The organism is Mammaliicoccus sp. B-M6 (genome assembly GCF_022386965.1).
Taxonomy (GTDB): Bacteria; Bacillota; Bacilli; order Staphylococcales; family Staphylococcaceae; genus Mammaliicoccus; species Mammaliicoccus sciuri_A.
The window spans coordinates 1-20,259 of sequence record NZ_JAJNHJ010000037.1; the positions used below are offsets into that span (position 1 = coordinate 1).

The 20,259-nt window shown below is 32.0% G+C and carries 18 protein-coding genes; all 18 read left to right on the forward strand.

The genetic code is table 11. From position 1 onward, the window contains the following. Window positions 1-353: 353 nt before the first annotated feature. The 18 genes from LQ693_RS11470 (at window position 354) to LQ693_RS11555 (ending at window position 20,024) form a co-directional block, all read left to right on the forward strand. Entirely contained in the window at window positions 354-1,781 is a 1,428-nt protein-coding gene (locus LQ693_RS11470; RefSeq protein ID WP_239733078.1) for a S41 family peptidase, read from the forward strand. After that, entirely contained in the window at window positions 1,782-2,312 is a 531-nt protein-coding gene (locus LQ693_RS11475) for a GNAT family N-acetyltransferase (protein ID WP_180991491.1), read from the forward strand. A gap of 2 nt (window positions 2,313-2,314) precedes the next feature. Beyond that, window positions 2,315-3,382, forward strand: coding sequence for an undecaprenyldiphospho-muramoylpentapeptide beta-N-acetylglucosaminyltransferase (locus LQ693_RS11480; RefSeq protein ID WP_204180631.1), 1,068 nt, complete (start codon window positions 2,315-2,317; stop codon window positions 3,380-3,382). Window positions 3,383-3,395: 13 nt separating this feature from the next. Next, on the forward strand, window positions 3,396-4,004 hold the full coding sequence (locus LQ693_RS11485; protein WP_037590506.1) for a phosphatase PAP2 family protein: 609 nt from the start codon (window positions 3,396-3,398) through the stop codon (window positions 4,002-4,004). 642 nt (window positions 4,005-4,646) lie between these two features. After that, on the forward strand, window positions 4,647-5,321 hold the full coding sequence (locus LQ693_RS11490; RefSeq protein WP_037590505.1) for a response regulator transcription factor: 675 nt from the start codon (window positions 4,647-4,649) through the stop codon (window positions 5,319-5,321). Then, window positions 5,318-6,694 (forward strand): HAMP domain-containing sensor histidine kinase, encoded by a 1,377-nt coding sequence (locus LQ693_RS11495; RefSeq protein WP_025905221.1) that lies wholly within the window; start codon window positions 5,318-5,320, stop codon window positions 6,692-6,694. The genes LQ693_RS11490 and LQ693_RS11495 overlap by 4 nt, the downstream gene beginning before the upstream one ends. A 91-nt stretch (window positions 6,695-6,785) precedes the next feature. After that, complete coding sequence (locus LQ693_RS11500) at window positions 6,786-9,572, forward strand: 2-oxoglutarate dehydrogenase E1 component (RefSeq protein ID WP_239703218.1); 2,787 nt, start codon at window positions 6,786-6,788, stop codon at window positions 9,570-9,572. 13 nt (window positions 9,573-9,585) lie between these two features. Further along, complete coding sequence (gene odhB / locus LQ693_RS11505; RefSeq protein WP_025905223.1) at window positions 9,586-10,830, forward strand: 2-oxoglutarate dehydrogenase complex dihydrolipoyllysine-residue succinyltransferase; 1,245 nt, start codon at window positions 9,586-9,588, stop codon at window positions 10,828-10,830. A gap of 157 nt (window positions 10,831-10,987) precedes the next feature. Then, window positions 10,988-11,179, forward strand: a complete 192-nt coding sequence (locus tag LQ693_RS11510) for a hypothetical protein (protein WP_103362023.1) — start codon at window positions 10,988-10,990, stop codon at window positions 11,177-11,179. Window positions 11,180-11,332: 153 nt separating this feature from the next. Then, window positions 11,333-11,869: a hypothetical protein gene (locus LQ693_RS11515; protein WP_107596997.1), complete on the forward strand. Its 537-nt coding sequence runs from the start codon at window positions 11,333-11,335 to the stop codon at window positions 11,867-11,869. Continuing rightward, the gene (locus LQ693_RS11520) at window positions 11,836-12,063 is read left to right on the forward strand and encodes a hypothetical protein (protein WP_103362020.1); all 228 of its coding nucleotides are present in this window, start codon (window positions 11,836-11,838) and stop codon (window positions 12,061-12,063) included. The genes LQ693_RS11515 and LQ693_RS11520 overlap by 34 nt, the downstream gene beginning before the upstream one ends. A 307-nt stretch (window positions 12,064-12,370) precedes the next feature. Beyond that, window positions 12,371-13,195 carry an alpha/beta fold hydrolase gene (locus LQ693_RS11525; RefSeq protein WP_210136195.1) on the forward strand — a complete coding sequence of 275 codons (825 nt, stop codon included), beginning with the start codon at window positions 12,371-12,373 and terminating at the stop codon, window positions 13,193-13,195. 278 nt (window positions 13,196-13,473) lie between these two features. Then, a complete protein-coding gene (locus LQ693_RS11530) occupies window positions 13,474-14,289 on the forward strand; it encodes a VOC family protein (RefSeq protein WP_025905041.1) in 816 nt (271 codons plus the stop codon). Window positions 14,290-14,304: 15 nt separating this feature from the next. Further along, window positions 14,305-14,508, forward strand: coding sequence for a DUF6501 family protein (locus LQ693_RS11535; RefSeq protein ID WP_107566076.1), 204 nt, complete (start codon window positions 14,305-14,307; stop codon window positions 14,506-14,508). Between the two features lie 78 nt (window positions 14,509-14,586). Next, the gene (locus LQ693_RS11540) at window positions 14,587-15,384 is read left to right on the forward strand and encodes an ATP-binding protein (protein WP_025905039.1); all 798 of its coding nucleotides are present in this window, start codon (window positions 14,587-14,589) and stop codon (window positions 15,382-15,384) included. 10 nt (window positions 15,385-15,394) lie between these two features. Then, complete coding sequence (locus tag LQ693_RS11545) at window positions 15,395-17,281, forward strand: vWA domain-containing protein (RefSeq protein WP_107590714.1); 1,887 nt, start codon at window positions 15,395-15,397, stop codon at window positions 17,279-17,281. Between the two features lie 115 nt (window positions 17,282-17,396). Beyond that, window positions 17,397-18,734 carry a branched-chain amino acid transport system II carrier protein gene (brnQ, locus tag LQ693_RS11550; RefSeq protein ID WP_107596970.1) on the forward strand — a complete coding sequence of 446 codons (1,338 nt, stop codon included), beginning with the start codon at window positions 17,397-17,399 and terminating at the stop codon, window positions 18,732-18,734. An 87-nt stretch (window positions 18,735-18,821) separates the two neighbouring features. Further along, window positions 18,822-20,024, forward strand: a complete 1,203-nt coding sequence (locus LQ693_RS11555; RefSeq protein ID WP_107566079.1) for a DUF819 family protein — start codon at window positions 18,822-18,824, stop codon at window positions 20,022-20,024. Window positions 20,025-20,259: the final 235 nt, after the last annotated feature.

Below are 20,259 nucleotides of genomic sequence, written 5' to 3' on the forward strand. Positions count from 1 at the left end.
TAAACTTCAAAACAAATATAGTTGTTCGATTCATTAAAAACCAAAGGTTGATTACATACTAAAGATATTACACAAACATATGGACTTGACTCCTAACAACATCTCTTATGGACATTTCTCAGAATTCTGTCCCTAACAACACCTCTTACTGACATTTCTCAGGATTCTGTCCCTAACAACGCCTCTTACGGACACTTCTCGGAATTTTGTCCCTAACAGCACCCGTTATACTCACGATATGAACATTTTTCCTTATTAATTCGTTCACTTTGCTGTTTCCCACACCAAAGTGTTTTTATTTATATGATTTAACTGTTAAAATAAATTATATTTGACAAGAAAGTTGTGAGTAAATGAAACCTTTTAAAAAGAAACAAAGTCGGCAAATAACGATTCCTTTATATAAGTTATTCATTATATTATTTGTTACGGTCTTATTAACGGCTGTTGTGACGTTTGCTTCGTATAAATTCGGTTTATACTTTGGCAATGATCAACAAAAAGAACTTAACAAAATTGAAGAGGCTTATAAACAAATTAATAATGACTATTACAAAGATGTTGATGACGACAAATTAACACAAGGCGCTATTGATGGTATGATCAAATCTTTAGATGATCCTTACAGTGAATACATATCCGCTAAAGATACAACAAGCTATAACGAAGAAATTTCTGGTGATTTTGTTGGAATTGGTGCAGAGATGGAAATGCACGATGGCTACGTTAGAATTACGAGTCCTATGAAAGATTCTCCTGCTGAAAAAGCTGGCGTAAAATCTTTAGACGTCATTACGAAAGTTGACGATGAATCGATTAAAAATAAATCTTTAAATGAAATTGTTAAAAAAGTAAGAGGTAAAAAGGGTACTACTGTTACGTTAACAATTAAACGAGAAGGTAAAGAACCTTTCGATGTGAAGATTAAGCGTGACAAAATTCATCTTACAAGTGTCGATTATACGAAAAAGAAAGACACTGGCGTCATTGCAATTTCTAAGTTCCAAAATAAAACAACGAAAGAATTACAATCTGCATTGAAACAAGCGAAAAAAGACAAAGTGAAACATGTCGTTTTAGATTTAAGAAACAATCCAGGTGGTCTATTAGATGAAGTTGTGACGAGTGTTAACTTGTTTGTTGATAAAAACAAACCTGTTATATATTTAGAAACGAAAGGTGATAAACCACAAGCAGTTGAAACTGAAAACGACAAAATGTCTGGCATAGATGATATGGATTATACTGTACTGGTTAATAAAGGATCTGCAAGTGCTGCAGAAATATTCGCAGGTGCTTTACAAGATTATAAAATTGCAGATGTCCTAGGTACAACGACTTTTGGTAAAGGAATCGGACAAGTTCATAAAGAATTTAGCGATTCTAGCATTTTGAAATATACAAACATGAGATGGTTAACACCTAACAAATCTTATATTCATAAAAAAGGGATTCAACCAGATAAAACCATTAAAGCACCTAAATATGAAGAAATAGAAATAATCGATCCAAGTAAGACTTACCAAGAAGACGATCAATCTAAAGAAATTAAATCAATTAAGATTGGTTTGAACGCTTTAGGGTATAATATTAACAGTGAAAATGACCAATTTGATGCCCATCTGACATCACAAGTTAAATCATTCCAAAGTGATCATGATTTAACAGCAAATGGTATTTTCACAGATGATACAACTAAGAAATTTATTGAACTTTTACGCAAGAAAATCCGTAGTGAAGATAAACAACTTGATGAAGCAATTCAATATATGCATAAGTAAATGGGGGAAACTAGTTTGAGAAAAGCAACAAGATCAGATATTCAACATATTAATCAACTAACAGAAATGGCTAAATCTATTATGGAGCACGATCAGAACCCTCAATGGGATCATCGTTATCCATTAGAGAAGCATTTCTACGAAGATATAGATAACGGAGACTTATATCTATATGAAGAAAACAATGATATTGCAGGCTATATATGTGTCAATCAAGTACAAGCTGAATGGTATAAACAATTTGACTGGCCAGCTAATACTGACGGCGCATATGTCATTCATAGAATGGCTACAAATCCTGAATATAAAGGTGTCGCAATGAAGATGATGCAATTTGCTATTGATATTGCTACTGAAGCAGGAACGCCTATTATCATAACGGATACATTTTCACTTAATAAACGTGCACAAAGACTGTTTGAAAAATTTGATTTTATTAAAATGGGTGAATATGAAACAGATGAATTTCCATTTGATAAGAACGCACCATTTTATGCATATTATAAATTGATAGAGAACGAGGAGAAATAAACATGAAGAAGATAGCATTTACCGGTGGCGGTACGATAGGACATGTTGCAGTAAATTTAGCACTCATTCCTGAAGCACAAAAGCGTGATATAGAAACAATATATATTGGATCTAAAAATGGTATTGAGAAAGAAATGATTACTGACTCTGCCAAAGATACGAAATATATTCCGATATCAAGCGGGAAGTTACGTCGATATTTATCTTTTGAGAATTTAAAAGACGTCTTTAAAGTTTTAAAAGGTATATTAGACGCTAGAAAAGTATTAAAAAAAGAAAAACCAGATTTAGTCTTTTCTAAAGGTGGTTTCGTCAGTGTTCCAGTTATTATCGCTGCCAAATCATTAAAAATTCCTTCAATTGTGCATGAATCAGATGTTACACCTGGTTTAGCAAACAAAATATCAATGAAATTTGCTAATAAAATGTATACAACTTTTGAAGAAACTTTAAAATATGTACCTAAAGAAAAATCAGATTATATTGGTGCGATTATTAGAGAAGATTTAAGAGATGGCTCTAAAGAAGAAGGTTATCAATTAACGGGCTTTAATGATCAATTACCTGTATTACTCGTAATGGGTGGTAGTTTAGGTTCTAAAGCATTAAATAAAGCGATTCGAGATAATCTAGACTTTTTAACAAAGAAATATCAAATTATTCATTTAACTGGTAAAGGTCACATAGATCATAATATTAAAAACGACAATTATGTCCAATATGAATTTGTTTCAAATGAATTAATGCACTTCTATGCGATTACGGACACTGTTATTAGTAGAGCAGGCGCTAATGCTATATACGAATTTGCGACATTGAAGTTACCAATGTTATTAATCCCACTTGGTTTAGATCAATCAAGAGGAGACCAAATTGATAACGCTAAAATTTTCGAGAAAAATGGATATGCTAAAGTATTACAAGAAAAAGATGTGGACCAAGCTAATCTGATCAATCAACTGGATAAATTAGAAAACGAACGAGAAGCTATTATTGACAAAATGTCACATTTCAAAGAAAGTTATACTAAAGAAACACTATTCAACAAAATCGAATCAGACATAAAGTAAAGGGGGCAATCGAATGAGCCAAGCAAACCGTACTTTACTCATACTAATATTTAGTTTGATATTTGGAGTCATTGCATTTTTCCATGAATCAAGACTCGGTAAATGGATTGATAATGAAGTTTATAACTTTATATATTCAACTGAAAGCTTTATAACGACTTCTATAATGCTTGGTTTCACAAAACTAGGAGAAGTTTGGGCAATGATTGCCTTATCACTCATTGTGATTTGTTACTTAAAACTTAAAAAATATAACATTGAAACATTATTTTTTGCAGTTACGATGATTTTATCAGGTACATTAAATCCACTTCTTAAAAATATATTCGACAGAGAAAGACCAACTTTACTTAGACTGATAGATATTTCTGGATTTAGTTTTCCGAGTGGACATGCAATGGGATCCACCGCATTTTTCGGATCACTTATATTCATTATATTTAGAGTAGCGAACAAATCTATACGACCGTATTTGATGGGCTTATGTGTCATTTGTATCGCAATGATATCATCATCACGCGTGTATTTAGGCGTACATTATCCAACTGATATTATCGCTGGTATAATCGGCGGCGTTATTTGCATTATGCTAACACAAAGTATGTTACGAAAGAAATTATAGATGAGTATGGAACAGATGAGCTGTTCCATTCTTTTTTTTGGATTTAGCTGCCGTTATAAACAAGTTTGGCTAGAAGTGTTCACAAGGCACCCGTTACGAACAAGTTTGGTCAGAAGTGTTTATAAGGCACTCGCTATGAACAAGTTTGGCTAGAAGTGTTCATAAAACACTCGTTATTTGCAGTTCTCGCCAAAGATGCTAATACTGATACAGTTATTTACAGTTCTCGCCAGAACTGCTCATAACGCTTATATCCTCAATAAATCCAAACAAAAAAACAGCCACAGTGATTTGGACAGAATCACTGCGGCTATTTTACTTTTATGGGCATAAAAGGGGGTTATAGAAAATGTTCAATCTATACTTAGAGGGGGAACTCTTTTATTTGATTGATAATCATTTTCAATTACTATTATAACCAATTGAGAATGAATGTCAATTAGTTATTTAAAATTTTTACTATTTTAAATGATAAAATAGTAATGCTCATATATAATGAACATGTTAAACTCGAAAATGTTATCTTTTACTAGAGGGGGAACTCTTTCATTGATAATCATTTTCAATTACTATTATAACTAACTGAGAATCATTGTCAATTAAAAATTGAAAACTTTTATAATTTTATTACGAGGTGGCACTATGAAAAAGATACTCATCATAGAAGATGAACAAAATTTAGCGAGATTTATAGAATTAGAACTTAAGCATGAGGACTATGAAGTGGAAATATGTAATGATGGTGAGAGTGGATTAAACCAAGCTTTAGCAGAAGATTACAATTGTATATTATTAGATCTCATGTTACCAAAAATGAATGGTCTTGAAGTATGTAGACGAGTTCGTCGCGAGAAAGATACGCCGATTATTATGATAACGGCTAAGGGCGATACATATGATAAAGTTATTGGTCTTGATTATGGCGCAGATGACTATATTGTTAAACCATTTGATATTGAAGAATTATTAGCGAGAATTCGCGTTATTATTAGAAGAAATGTAACAGTTGAACCAGTAAGTCATACAATTACTGTTAATGATTTAACAATTGATAAAAATGCTTTTTCTGTATCTATCCATGGTGAATCTGTTGATTTAACGAAGACTGAATATGAATTATTATTATTACTAGCTGAAAATCAAAATTTCGTCTTACAAAGAGAGCAGATTTTAAATCATGTATGGGGTTATGAGTCAGAAGTTGAGACAAATGTTGTGGACGTATATATTCGTTATTTACGTAACAAACTTAAACCATTCAAGAAAGAGAATATTATCGAAACTGTTAGAGGAGTGGGATACGTGATTAGATCATGAAACAACAATCATTAAAGACTAAATGGATGATGCTCACCACGACGATTACGTTTATTATATTTGCTTTATTCAGTATGTTTATCATTTATTTCATTAGTTTATATTTGAAAGACCAAGAAACAAGCACAGCAACTAGAAGTACGTATGACACAATTAATTTATTGAAGACGAAGACACTTGGTCAAATTACTTCAACTGATATTAATGCGACAATAACTGATAATCAAAAGCTTGTGCTATATGATAGATTTGGCAAACCTATTTTTGAAGAAACGCATAATAATGATTTAGATTATACGCCTAAATTTGAACGAGTGAATCAACTTAAAATTTATGAAACGAAACAAGATAATAAATCATATATTGTCGTTTATACACCTGTAAATACAAGTTATTTCAGTGGTTATGAAGCTGTCGTCCATCCGCTAGCAAATTATGATGCCATTATTAAATTTATGATTATATTAGCAACTGTATTTGGATTAACGGCATTGTTCTTAATTGCATTAATCAGTTATGTATTTTCATCACAAATCACTAAACCTATTACGATATTATCCGATAAAATGAAACAAATTCGTAGAGACGGTTTCCAAGAAAAACTTGAAGTACCCACAAACTATGAAGAAACAGACGATATGATCCAAACCTTTAATAGAATGATGGAACAATTGGAAAGTTCTTTTGATCAACAGAAACAATTCGTCGAAGATGCTTCACATGAATTGAGAACGCCGCTGCAAATTATACAAGGGCACTTAAACCTCATTCAAAGATGGGGTAAAAACAATCCAGAAGTATTAGAAGAATCTTTAGATATTTCGATTGAAGAAATGACACGTATTACGAAACTCGTCGAAGAACTTCTTTTATTATCAAAAGATGCTAGATCGAGTACAGGTGATGAGATTGATATTGTCGATATCAACTATGAAATAAATTCTAGAATTAAATCATTAAAGAAATTACATCCAGATTATACATTCAATTTCGAATCAAATTACAACGCAATTAGAATGAATATCAATCGATTTCATTTTGAACAAATGTTATTAATCTTTATTGATAACGCTATGAAATATGATAAGAAAAATAAAAATATTGAAATTGTGACGAATTTAAAAAACAGAAATATTACAATTGATATTATTGACCATGGTGTGGGCATACCTCAAAAGGACTTAGAATTCATATTTGACCGCTTTTATAGAGTTGATAAATCACGTTCTAGAAAAGAAGGCGGCAATGGACTCGGCCTTTCAATTGCTAAGAAATTAGTCAATTCTTATGATGGAATTGTGAAAGTTGAAAGTGTTGTGAATGAGTACACAAAAATATCAGTTGTATTCAAAGAATCTTTTATAAACAAATAAGTTCAATATTGTCAGATTAGCCTTTAACTCAATACTGTTAAGTGCTAAAATGGAAATGTAAACGGTTTATAATTTTCTTGGAGGGTGGAACATGAAGAATGATAATCATGTCGAAGCACCTGTAAGATTTGGAACTAACTTAGGGTTAATGTTAGAAATGTATGATAATTACGTTAATGATCCAGAGTCAGTACCGGAAGACTTGCAAGTGTTATTCGATGAATTAACAAGTAACAACACAGGCGCTGGCCTACAATCAAGTACTGGGGTGGACAACTCAAGTGTAAAACGTGTAATGCGTTTAATTGATAATATCAGACAGTATGGACATTTAACTGCAGATATTTATCCAGTGTACCGTCCAGAAAGAAAAAACGTACCAAAATTAACACATCAAGACTTTGGACTTTCAAAAGAAACTTTGGAAAAACTTCCAGCAGTTATCGTATCAGATCACTTTGATGGAGAATTTAACAATGCATATGAAGCAATAGAATATATGACTTCTTGTTACCAAGGTCCTATCGCTTTTGAGTACACGCATATTAATAATAATGAAGAACGCGTATGGTTGAAGAGATATATCGAATCAACACATACAATTGAAATTACTAAAGAAGAAAAAATCGAACTATTAAAAAGTTTAGCTGAAGTAGAAGGCTTTGAAAAATATATCCATAAGAATTTCGTAGGTGCTAAACGCTTCTCAATCGAGGGTGTAGATAGTTTAGTACCAATGTTACAAAGAGTATTAAAACGTACGAATGCTGCAAATATACCAAACATCCAAATTGGTATGGCGCATAGGGGTAGATTAAACGTTTTAACTCACGTATTAGAAAAGCCATATGAAATGATGATTTCTGAATTTATGCATAAGAATCCACTTATTTTCTTACCGAAAGATGGTTCTTTAGAAATTACAGCTGGTTGGACAGGCGATGTTAAATATCACTTAGGTGGTACGAAGACAACAAGTAAATACGGTATCGAACAATCGATTACTTTAGCCAACAACCCAAGTCACCTAGAAATCGTTTCTCCAGTCGTACTTGGTAAAGCGAGAGCAAACCAAGATACAACAGCAGATGCAGGAAGACCAAGTCAAGATGTTAATAAATCACTTGCAGTCTTAATTCATGGTGATGCTGCATTCCCTGGACAAGGTATTAACTTTGAATCTATGAACTTAAGTAATTTAGATGGTTACACAACTGGTGGTTCATTACACATTATTACAAATAACAGAATTGGTTTCACTACTGAAGCTGAAGATGGACGCTCAACAACATACTCAACAGATGTTGCAAAAGGCTATGACTTACCAATTATCCATGTAAATGCAGATGATGTTGAAGCTACTGTTAAAGCTATTGAAATGGCAATGGACTTCAGAGAGAAATTCAATAAAGATTTCGTCATCGATTTAGTTGGTTATAGACGTTATGGACATAACGAAATGGACGAACCATCTATTACAAATCCGATGATGTATAAAGCGATTAAAGAACATCCATCTATTGAACATATTTATGGTAAAAAGCTTGTCGAAGAAGGCATTATTACAGAAGCTGAAATGAATGAAATTTTTGAAGATGTAACGAAACGCTTAAGAGCTGCTCATGACAAGATTGATAAAGATGCTGAGATGGATAATCCAGAAATGACTTTACCTGATAACATCAGTGAAGGACAAGATTATGAGTTAGCAAACGCTACTTATGAAGAATTAAAAGCGATTAATGATGCAATGTTTGATTATCCAGAAGATTTCACAGTCTTCAAGAAGTTAAACAAAGTATTAGATAGACGTCGTGAACCATTTGAAAAAGACGGTCTTGTAGACTGGGCACATGCTGAACAACTTGCATTTGCGACAATTTTACAAAATGGTACACCAATTCGATTAACTGGACAAGATTCAGAACGTGGAACATTCGCACATAGACATGCTGTGTTACATGATGAGAAAGATGGTAAGTTATTCATTCCATTACATCATGTACCGAATGGTAAAGCATCATTCGATATTCATAACTCACCATTATCTGAAGCTGCAGTAGTTGGTTTTGAATATGGTTATAATGTTGATCATCCACAATCATTTAATATTTGGGAAGCACAATATGGTGACTTTGCAAATATGGCACAAATGATATTCGATAACTTCTTATCTAACAGTAATGCTAAATGGGGAGAAAAGAGTGGTTTAGCTTTATTCTTACCACATAGTAATGAAGGACAAGGTCCTGAACATTCATCAGCAAGATTGGAAAGATTTTTACAATTAGCTGGAGAAAACAACATGACAATCGCAAACTTAACAAGTGCTTCTAACTATTATCACTTATTAAGAAGACATGCAAAATATCTTAACACAGATAAAATGAGACCATTAGTCTTAATGTCACCAAAAAGCTTATTAAGAAATAAAATTGTTTCACGTCCAATTGAAGAATTCACTAAAGGACAATTTGAACCAATTTTAGTTGAACCATATAAGAAGACTAAAGTTAAGAAAGTTATTATTTCATCAGGAAAAATGTTTATTGACTTAAAAACTGAATTACAAAAAGATCCTAACGATGAACTTTGTCTAATTGCACTTGAACAACTTTATCCATTCCCTAAAGAAGAGATAAAGAACGTTCTTTCTGAATTCAGAAATCTAGAAACAGTTCGCTGGGTTCAAGAAGAAGCGAAAAACCAAGGTGCTTGGTCATTCGTTAGCTTAAAACTTCAAGACATTCTAGAAGATCGCAAAGTAGAGCTTGAATATCACGGTCGTAAAGTACGTTCTTCAACTGCAGAAGGCGACGGCGAAATATACAAACTTATACAAAGTAAAGTAATCCAAGAAGCTTTAAAACATAATTAGGGGGAAAAGAATCATGTCAGAGGTAAAAGTACCAGAATTAGCAGAATCAATTACAGAAGGAACAATTTCAGAATGGCTCAAATCAGTTGGTGACCAAGTTGAAAAAGGCGAAAATATCGTCGAACTTGAAACTGACAAAGTAAATGTTGAAGTCATTTCAGAAGTTGCAGGTGTTCTAACTGAAATCAAAGCTGAAGAAGGCGATACTGTTGAAGTAGGTTCAGTCATTGCAGTCGTTTCAGACGGAGAAGCACAACCAGCTTCAAACGATGCTAAACCTGAAAAGCAAGAAGAACCATCTAAAGAAGATGCAGGTAAACCAGAAGCTACAGAAGCTAAAGAAGAAACAGCATCTTCAAATGAAAGAATTCAAGCAACACCATCAGCACGTCGTTTAGCACGTGAAAAAGGTATCGACTTAAGCAAGGTTAAGACTCAGGCAGGAGACGTTATTCGTCCAGAAGACGTTGAAAGTGCAGCTAAACCTCAACCACAAGCTAAACCAGCTGAGAAAAGCCAACCAGCACAAGCTAAATCTAATGACAATCCTTCTAAACCTGTTGTTCGTGAGAAATTATCACGTAGACGTCAAACAATAGCTAAGAAATTATTAGAAGTATCTAATAATACAGCTATGTTAACAACATTTAATGAAGTTGATATGACTAACGTAATGGAATTACGTAAACGTAAGAAAGAAAAATTCCAAGAAGACCATAACGGTACTCGTTTAGGATTCATGTCATTCTTCACTAAAGCAGCAGTTGCAGCATTGAAGAAATATCCTGATGTAAATGCTGAAATTGATGGTACTGATTTAGTACTTAAACAATTCTATGATATCGGTATTGCCGTTTCTACAGAAGAAGGTTTAGTAGTACCAATCGTTAAAGATTGTGACAAGAAAAACTTCGCTGAAATCGAACAAGATATCGTAGACTTAGCTGTTAAAGCTAAAGATAAAAAATTAGGCTTAGATGACATGATGGGTGGATCATTCACTATAACTAATGGTGGTGTATTTGGTTCATTAATGTCTACACCAATTATCAATGGTACACAAGCTGCTATTTTAGGTATGCACTCAATTGTTACAAGACCAATTGCAATTGATAAAGATCGTATGGAAAATAGACCGATGATGTACATCGCGTTAAGCTATGACCACAGAATTATTGATGGAAAACAAGCAGTAGGATTCTTAAAAACAATTAAAGACTTAATTGAAAATCCAGAAGATTTATTATTAGAATCTTAATATAGGATTAAGGGAAAATACAACGACATTTATTGTCGTTGTATTTTTTCATTTTATGAATCATCTCAATTCTGAGTTGGGGTTTTATTTTTAGTTGAAAATGGCTTACTATAAAGAAAGTATTTAATTAAAACAATAATTTTAAATGGGGGATAATATGGGGAAATCGATACATGAACGTTGGAAAGAAGACGCGTATTACTATGAAAAACGTGCGGCAGAAGATGAGAACTACGAAGAAACGAAAGCACGAGTCGAAAAGAAAAAGGCTCAAATTAAAGAATCATTGAAACACAATAAGGATAAAAACAAACAAATGGAAGAACGTTTGAGTAAGAAAAATAGATAATGGGTTAACAATACAATTGATTAACAATGTTGAATTTTAAATTAAGCACACCTCTATCAATATTTAATTAAATACCTAGTGCTATTAATATATTAAAGTGGTAAAATTATTTAAAAATACTATTAAACAAAATATAAAAAAGAGGTGGGCAAAATGACAGTTGATTGGTCAATATTGTCAAATCCTATTGTTGCATCTATAGTAGGGGGCTCCGTAGGTTGGTCACTATCACAATTTACAAATAGGAAAAGAATGAAACACGAAAAAGAAATAAATGACATGAAGTTAAAAGCAGATGTCGTAGTAAAATCAAGAATGGAATGGATTAAAGAAGTAAGGGAATTAAGTAGTGATTTAGTAGCTGAACACACTAATCAACTACTAAATATTAAAAAATTAATAAGTCTTTCAAATGAGTTTAATAGATATCAATCATTAATGTTTCAAGAGATTAATGAAGAAAAACCTAGTATTGAAAGTATTAATAGATATAACTCAGAGTCGATTAAAATAGTTGAAGAAATTACAGAAATAGACAAACTATTTGCAGAAAAAACTCAAACGTTCAATAAAATTCAATTTAAATTTATAAATTACTTTCCTAACGAAACCATAAATAATGAAACAAATAAAGAAAATGAAATTTTAATAAAAAAATGGAAGATGTTATTATCACTGTTGAAGAATTAAGAAAAACATGGCAAGAGAATATCAATAAGGAATATTTGAACAAATCTCCACAAGATTATTTATTACAAATTAATGAAATCGGAGAAGAATTCAATGATGATATAAAAGAAACATCAAATGAACTTGATGAATTTATAAAGATAATCACATTTTATTTGAAACAGGAATGGGAAAAGGTTAAACGGATTGAATAATTTACCGAAATCCCCCAAAGTATTAAATGATAATAGATATTTATATAAAACAGATTACTTATAAACCACTTCACTAAAACATTTTAACAAATATAAATGAAATATATATACTACCTAAATCCAGAAGATTTATTATTAAAATCTTAATTTAGGATTATGGGAAAATACAACGGCGGAAATCGTCGTTGTATTTTTTTCGTTTTATGTACTTTTATATTAAGTGCTTATCTTGCATATTAATGGTAGAATTACCAAGATATATTTTATCAGCTGGACATTCTTTATATAAATCGGAGGTTAGAATATTATGCATTCTAATAAGCTTAAAGGAATTTTTAATGCAACTGGAGCTAATATTTATTATGAATCAAAAGGTAATGGCGAAAATTTATTATTAATTCACGCCGGAATTGTAGATTCAAGAATGTGGGATAACGAATTCAACTTACTGTCTGAAAAATATCGAGTAGTCAGGTTTGATCTTCCTGGCTTTGGGTTAAGTGATTTTACTGAAGGAAGTTACAATTATAATCTAATTATAAATGAACTACTTATACATTTAGACATTCATCATACACATATTTTAGCAGCTTCATTTGGTGGAAAAATAGCTCTTGATTTTTATTTAGAAAACCCTGCAAAGTGTCTGAGTTTAGCGCTTTTGTCTCCAGCTATAAGTGGTTGGAATGCATCTACTTTCTTACAAAATTATGAAGAAAAAGAAGAAAGATTAATAGATGAAGGGAAAATAGAAGAAACTGCACAGTATAATTATGCGACTTGGATACAAAGAAATCGATCATCAGAAATCATTAATCCAGATGTGAAGCAATTGATTATGGATATGCAGCGAAAAATTTTAACTAAAGGTGAACCTAATGTTTCTTCTGAAGAAATAGAAGTTGAAGATAATATCTCACAATTAAATAATATTGAGATACCTGTATTGATTGTTAATGGTCAATGTGATGTACCAGATTTTCTAGAAATCGCTGAGGTTATGATTAAAGAAATCCCAAATGTAAAAAATATTATAATACCTAATACTGCACATTTAGCTAACCTTGAATCACCGGAGCTCTTTTTAAAAATAATTTCGGAATTCTTTGCCGAGAATACTAATAAAAGTTAAGATAGATCGATAGTATTTGCACTTTGAACCAGAACTGCTAATAACGGTATCAGTATTTGCACCTTTGGCCAGAACTGCTAATAACGAGGTTCTTATTTACAAAACTCAAAAGAAGTGTAAATACTGCGACTCTTATGAACACTTTCAACTAAACTTGTTCGTAACGGCGCCCATACAACCCAAAAATATATTTTTCATTATTCTCAATTTGATTGATTTGTCATACTTTGAATTTATTTGATATAATTTATAGGAATTCATATATAGGAGAGATATTCATGAATGGACTACGAAGTGTTACATTATGGACTTTTGATATTAAAGAAACAGAGTCATTTTATAAAGATATTTTAGGGCTTAATACCTTGATGAACCATGAAAAGAATATCTTACATATCGGCGATGCAAATCTTGCACCTGGTACGAGACTGATTTTCAAGCAATATTCTGGTGATTCAGATCAATTAGATACGCATTTTCACGGGATTGCTTTACGTGTACCGACTGATTACGCATTATATGAATATAAACAACAATTTGATGATCATAAAGTTAAATATGAGTCTGTGCAACAATTAAATGGTAAGCACCTATTTAAATTTTATGATAATAATGGACATGCGTTACATCTTATTTCTGATGAACAAAATTCCGGTGTACCTCTTGGAACTGCTTATGATGGTGGTCCAATTAGTCCCATTCATCAAATTCAAGGAATTGGACCGGTCATGGTTAAATCACCTGAGACTCAAGCAACTGGCTCATTATTAAATAATATTTTTGAGTTGCAATTGTTTGCTGAATACAAGACAATAGATGATGAGTCAGCTATCGTATTTAAAGTCGGTGCTGGTGGAAATGGCGGAGAGTTACATTTGATTGATTATCCAGATGCAATTGAGTCATTAAATCCACCTATCGAAAGAGTAGCAATCTCCATTGATGATATCGATCATTTTGAAAAAATAGTTAATCACGTTAAAGAAATTGAAATGGAACATCATATTATTCAACATGAAGCCGGCTTAATTTCGTTATATGTGCGTGATTTAACTGGCATCATCATTACAATTACATATGACACAGTGAATTAAAGGAGCGGTTTATTTATGTTACATGAAACTTGGAAAGAAAATCACGTTATTAAACAAGTAGAAGTTACAAATACAGATGCACAAAAATTTAAAGTATCTGATATGTTAACAGTAGGTAAAACATATGATGTCGTTAATGAAACAGAAGAATATTATCAAATCATTGATAATTCTGGACATGTTGGCGGCTACTACAAAATATACTTTAAAGAAGTATAAATATACGATAAGAGTCTGATACATCTATATGTTCCGGACTCTTTTTTAAGTTTATAAAATGTACTAAAGGAGAACACAATGGCTAATTTTAATAAATATTTAAACAACGACGAAACTATATATGATGACGCTTTGTCTATGATAAAGCTTAATAAGAATATACTTTTAAAAGGACCGACTGGTTCAGGGAAAACGAAACTTGCTGAAACACTTGCGAGAGATTTAAATAAACCGATGCATTCTGTAAACTGTTCTGTAGATTTAGATGCAGAAAGTTTATTAGGTTTCAAAACAATTGAAACAAATGAACAAGGTCATCAACAAATTGTATTTATCGATGGACCTGTTATTAAAGCTATGAAGAATGGTGACATTTTATATATCGATGAAATCAATATGGCGAAACCAGAAACGTTACCTATTTTAAATGGTGTATTAGACTTTAGAAGATCGTTAACAAATCCATTTACTGGTGAAGTCGTACAAGCTAAAGAAGGTTTTTCAGTCGTTGCCGCAATCAACGTAGGCTATATCGGAACATTACCAATGAACGAAGCATTAAAAAACAGATTCGTTGTCTTAGATATTGATTATATAGATGGCGAAACATTAAAAATGATTATTAAAGAACAAAGTGCATTACAAGATGATGAAATCATCGATTCAATTGTTCAATTTAATAAGGATTTACGCATTATGTCGAGCCAAGGTCAAATTTCAGAAGAATCAGCGAGTATAAGAGCATTGATTGACTTAGCTGATTTAGCAACTGTTATTCCAGTTAGACGTGCGATTAAACGTGCCATTATAGACAAAATAGACGACGAAAGAGAACAACAAGCTATACAAAATGCAATTGAATTAATTTTCGAGTAAGGAGAATATCATGAGTGATCGTTTTATATTATTTAATGACGAACAAATCGATGCACAACAAATAATGATGTTAACTGATTTAGCAAAATTATTACTTGAAGATCCAAACGTTAAAGTTTCTTTCCAAAAATTCCAACACTATGATCCTATCAACAATACATGTAATGTTAGTTTCACATGGTTACATCGACCTGAACACATTATAAATGCAGGGCTAAAATCCGACATAATGTTAGATACTTTAGGATTTAAACATACAGACCCAGCTATATATAAAGAAGTATTAGATGAGTCATTTGATCATATGAGCTTTTTCAAACAATTATTTATGCTTATTGAAGAATACCGTCTATCAAATTTGATTATGTCTAAACGTCCAGTCACTAAAAAGTTGTTTAAGCATAGATTGAACGTCAAAATCAAACAAAATAATAGTCAAATTCATGTTTATCAAACGAAGACAACTTATACAGACTTATTATTTTTAGCAATAGAACATGCTATTTTAAACGAAAATTTCATCAACAATATTTCAATAAATGATGATTTTGATGATGCACTCGTACAAGTGTTTAATCGATTAACGCAAATATTCAACTTGCAATCATCTGAAGATAGTTATGATTTAGCTGTAAGTATCATGATTTTAGTGGATTATTTATTAAAAGAAGATATGCTCAACCAGTATTATCATATCCCAGAGCGTATTTATCGTTCTTATGAAAAAGAATGGACTTTAGAAGATTTAAAACGTCAAGATGCAGCTAACACTGATCAAAGTCATGAACAAGAACATGATCCAGACGATATTGAAACTGCAGATGCTGAAACAAAGACGAACGACAGTCAAACTGACAGTAAATCCTATTTAGAAATGGAACTTCACGAAGGCGAAAATAGCGACATTCTGACAGATAACGATAGAGAAGGTGACGCTGGCGATGATATGACGGATATGATGGAGAAAAAAGGTAAGGGCTCTAACAATACTTTAGATGATGAAGAGGGCGGTGCCCGAGGTCTTAACCAACAATATCAACTTAAAGGTATTAATCAAAATGTTTCTCTTACTTTCAATCGACCAGATATTTTACCAGCTCATATGGAAGCATATAAAGAAGCTGTCGATAGTGTTCAATTTGAAATAAAAGACTTAACGAGCATTATTCAAAAATCAATGAATCATCAATATAGTGATATAAGAGAGAACTTAACTAAAGGTCGATTACAAAAAAATCTTCTAAATTGGTTTATCGATGATCAATATAAACTATTCTTCAAAAAAGATGCATTTAGCAGAAAACTAGATGCAACATTCACATTATTAGTTGATGCATCAGCAAGTATGCATGACAAAATGGAAGAAACTAAAAAAGGTGTCGTCTTATTCCATGAAACACTGAAAAATTTAGATATTAAACATGAAATTCTTGGTTTTAGTGAGGATGCTTTTGAAGCTGATAAATTAAATCAACCTAACACTATTGAAGAACTTATCTTATATAATGAATCAACACTTAAACAGAATGATGCAAGAATTATGACGTTGGAACCTCAAGATGATAATAGAGACGGTGTCGCATTAAGAGTTGCAACTCAACATTTACTTCAAAGATCTGAGTCTCAAAAATTCTTAATTGTATTTTCTGACGGGGAACCTTCAGCTTTTGATTATGCAGAAGACGGCATTATAGATACACATGAAGCTGTGATAGAAGCAGATAAACAAGGGATTTATGTCTTTAATGTATTCCTTAATCAAGACCTAATTGATGAAGCCACGAAAAAGACTGTTCATAACATCTATGGTAAACAAAGTTTATTTGTTGAAGGTGTTGAAAATTTACCATACCAATTGGCTCCGTTATTGAAAAAATTACTGTTGCAATCTATATAATTAACAAACCTAAATAATAACATTCTTTTTTAAATTTTCAGAAATTTCATATAGACGAAAACAAACTCCAATGATAAAATATAAATTATTGTTAGACGCAAAAGGAGTAAAATATATGAACAAGAATATTTTTGTAGTAGGGTTTATGTTATTCGCGATATTCTTTGGTGCCGGGAACCTAATATTCCCACCAGCATTAGGATTATCGAGCGGTCATTTCTTCTGGCCAGCTATATTTGGTTTTGCAATTACGGGAATCGGTTTGCCACTTATTGGTGTAATCGCAGGTTCAATTGAGGACAAGGGATACAGAGTTTCATTAAGCAAAATTCATCCAGTCTTTGCAATTGTATTATTAGTTGCAATTTCTTTAACAATAGGACCATTATTCGCAATACCACGTACAGCAGCAACATCTTTCGAGATGGGTATTACACCAATTTTTGATACAAATAGTTCAATGGCTTTATTTATTTTCTCACTGATTTACTTTGTCATTGTCTTTTACTTAAGTTTCAACTCAAGTAAAATGGTTGATAAAGTCGGTGCGATTTTAACACCATTACTATTAATTTCGATTACAGCATTAATTATTAAAGCATTCTTCTCATTAGGTGGAGAAGCATCTGTTGCAGGTGATACTGCTGTATATAGTAGTGCTGGAACAAGCTTTGGTAAAGGTTTCGTTGAAGGTTACTTAACAATGGATGCTATCGCAGCTATTGCTTTCTCACTAATTGTTATTACAGCAATTAAGAGTAAAGGTGTAACGAGAGAAACAGGATTATTCAAACAAACAATTTATTCAGGTGTTATTGCAGCAATTGCACTTGGATTTATTTACATCTCATTAGGTTGGATCGGTAATCACATGAACGTTTCAGCTGAGACACTTAAAGAATTAAACGATAACGGTCAAAATATCGGTACATATCTCTTAACAACAGCCGCACAATTAGCATTCGGTGAATTTGGTAAATATTTAATCGGTATTATCGTTGCATTAGCTTGTTTAACAACAGCTACAGGTTTAATCGTATCAGTGAGTGAATTCTTCCACGAAATTATACCTAAAATTTCTTACAAATGGTTTGTAACAATCTTTACATTAATTAGTTTCATCCTTTCAAATCAAGGTTTAACTACAGTAATTAAAGGTTCACTACCAGTATTATTAGTGTTATATCCAATCGCAATTACAGCTGTATTATTAATTGTTCTTGCTAAATACGTTGGTACACCACCAATCGCACAGCAATTATCAGTAGCACTTGTAACAATTATTTCATTAATATCAGTTGTAAACCAAATGGGTTGGGCTAAAATTGGATTTATTCAACAATTACCATTATCAACTTACCAAATGGAATGGATTCCGTTTGCAATCGTTGGATTCATTATTGGATTTATAATTGGTAAAGTTAAGAATCAAGCTCCAATCACATATTCGTAAGTTGTATAAGAATCTTCAAATTAATTTTGAAGATTCTTATTTTTTATGTCATCATATTGATAACAATATAAAAAGGGGTTGGTTTTCATGATATTAAATGCATTTATAAACAAAGATGAAACATGGTTATTGTGGGCAATTCTAGTAGGTATTGCAGCGCTTAGTATCTTTTTAGAACAAAGGTATCAATTTGCAGCAAAACTAACAGGCGCTATCATTGCATTAGTTGGTGCGATGATATTATCCAATCTCAATATCATTCCAATTGAATCGCCAGTTTATGATCAAGTATGGGAATATGTTATTCCATTAGCAATTCCTTTACTTTTATTTAGATCAAACATATTTAAAATATGGAAAGAAAGTAGAAGACTTTTATTTATATTTCTTATCAGTTCAGTAGGTACTGTAGTAGGTGTTGCAGCAGGATTTTTATTACTTCATCAATTCATACCTGAACTAGATAAAATTGGTGCTATGATGACTGGTAGTTACATAGGTGGTGGTGTGAATTTTGCAGCACTGAGCACGAAATTCCAAACACCTGGAGAATTAGTTTCCGCAACAGTTGTAGCCGATAATAGCGTAATGGCGTTCTACTTCATTGTACTCATTACGCTACCGAATATGAAATTTGTTAAAAAATATTTTAAAAGACTTTATACGTCAAATGATGATGGAAACAGTAATCAAGCAGAAGCATATTGGAAACGAAATGAAATAAGTCTAAAAGATATTGCTTATTCGATTTCTATAGCATTTGCGTTAGTTGCGATAAGTTTTAAAATTTCAGAACTCGTTAATGAATACATGCCTAAAAACAATCACTTTATGGAAATATTAGTGAGTATTATAGGTGACCAATTTTTATTATTAACAACATTAACACTTGTTACAGTAGCTATGTTTAGTAAATTCTTTGAGAATTTAAACGCTTCTGATGAACTCGGTACATTTTTAATATATATTTTCTTTGTCGTAATAGGTGTACCAGCATCTATACCAATCATTATCAAAACAGCACCATTATTATTTATTTTCGTTGCCGTTATTTTGATTTTCAATTTATCTATAACACTGTTCTTCGGAAAATTGTTCAAATTCAATATAGAGGAAATGTTACTAGCTAGTAACGCTAATGCCGGAGGACCAACAACAGCAGCTGCATTAGCAATATCTAAAGGTTGGCAAGGATTAGTCGGACCTATTTTAATCATCGGTACTTTAGGTTATGTAATCGGAAATTACGTCGGAACATTAATGGGGTATTTCTTAGGCCAATTTATGTAAGAAGGTGTATGGATGAGTAGGGGGATGTAGGAGATGTGAGTTTGTTGGGGGATAACTCAGATGTTTTGTGATCTCGTGCGTTTATTTCATCTTTTATTCACATCTAAAACCAAGTCTTAGCCTAACTAAGTAATTAAGCCATGACTGATGTGAACCCAAATATTTGACCTAAACAAATCAAATTATTGGGGTGCATTCTTATGAGGAAAAAATATGATTTTAAATTCAAAATAAA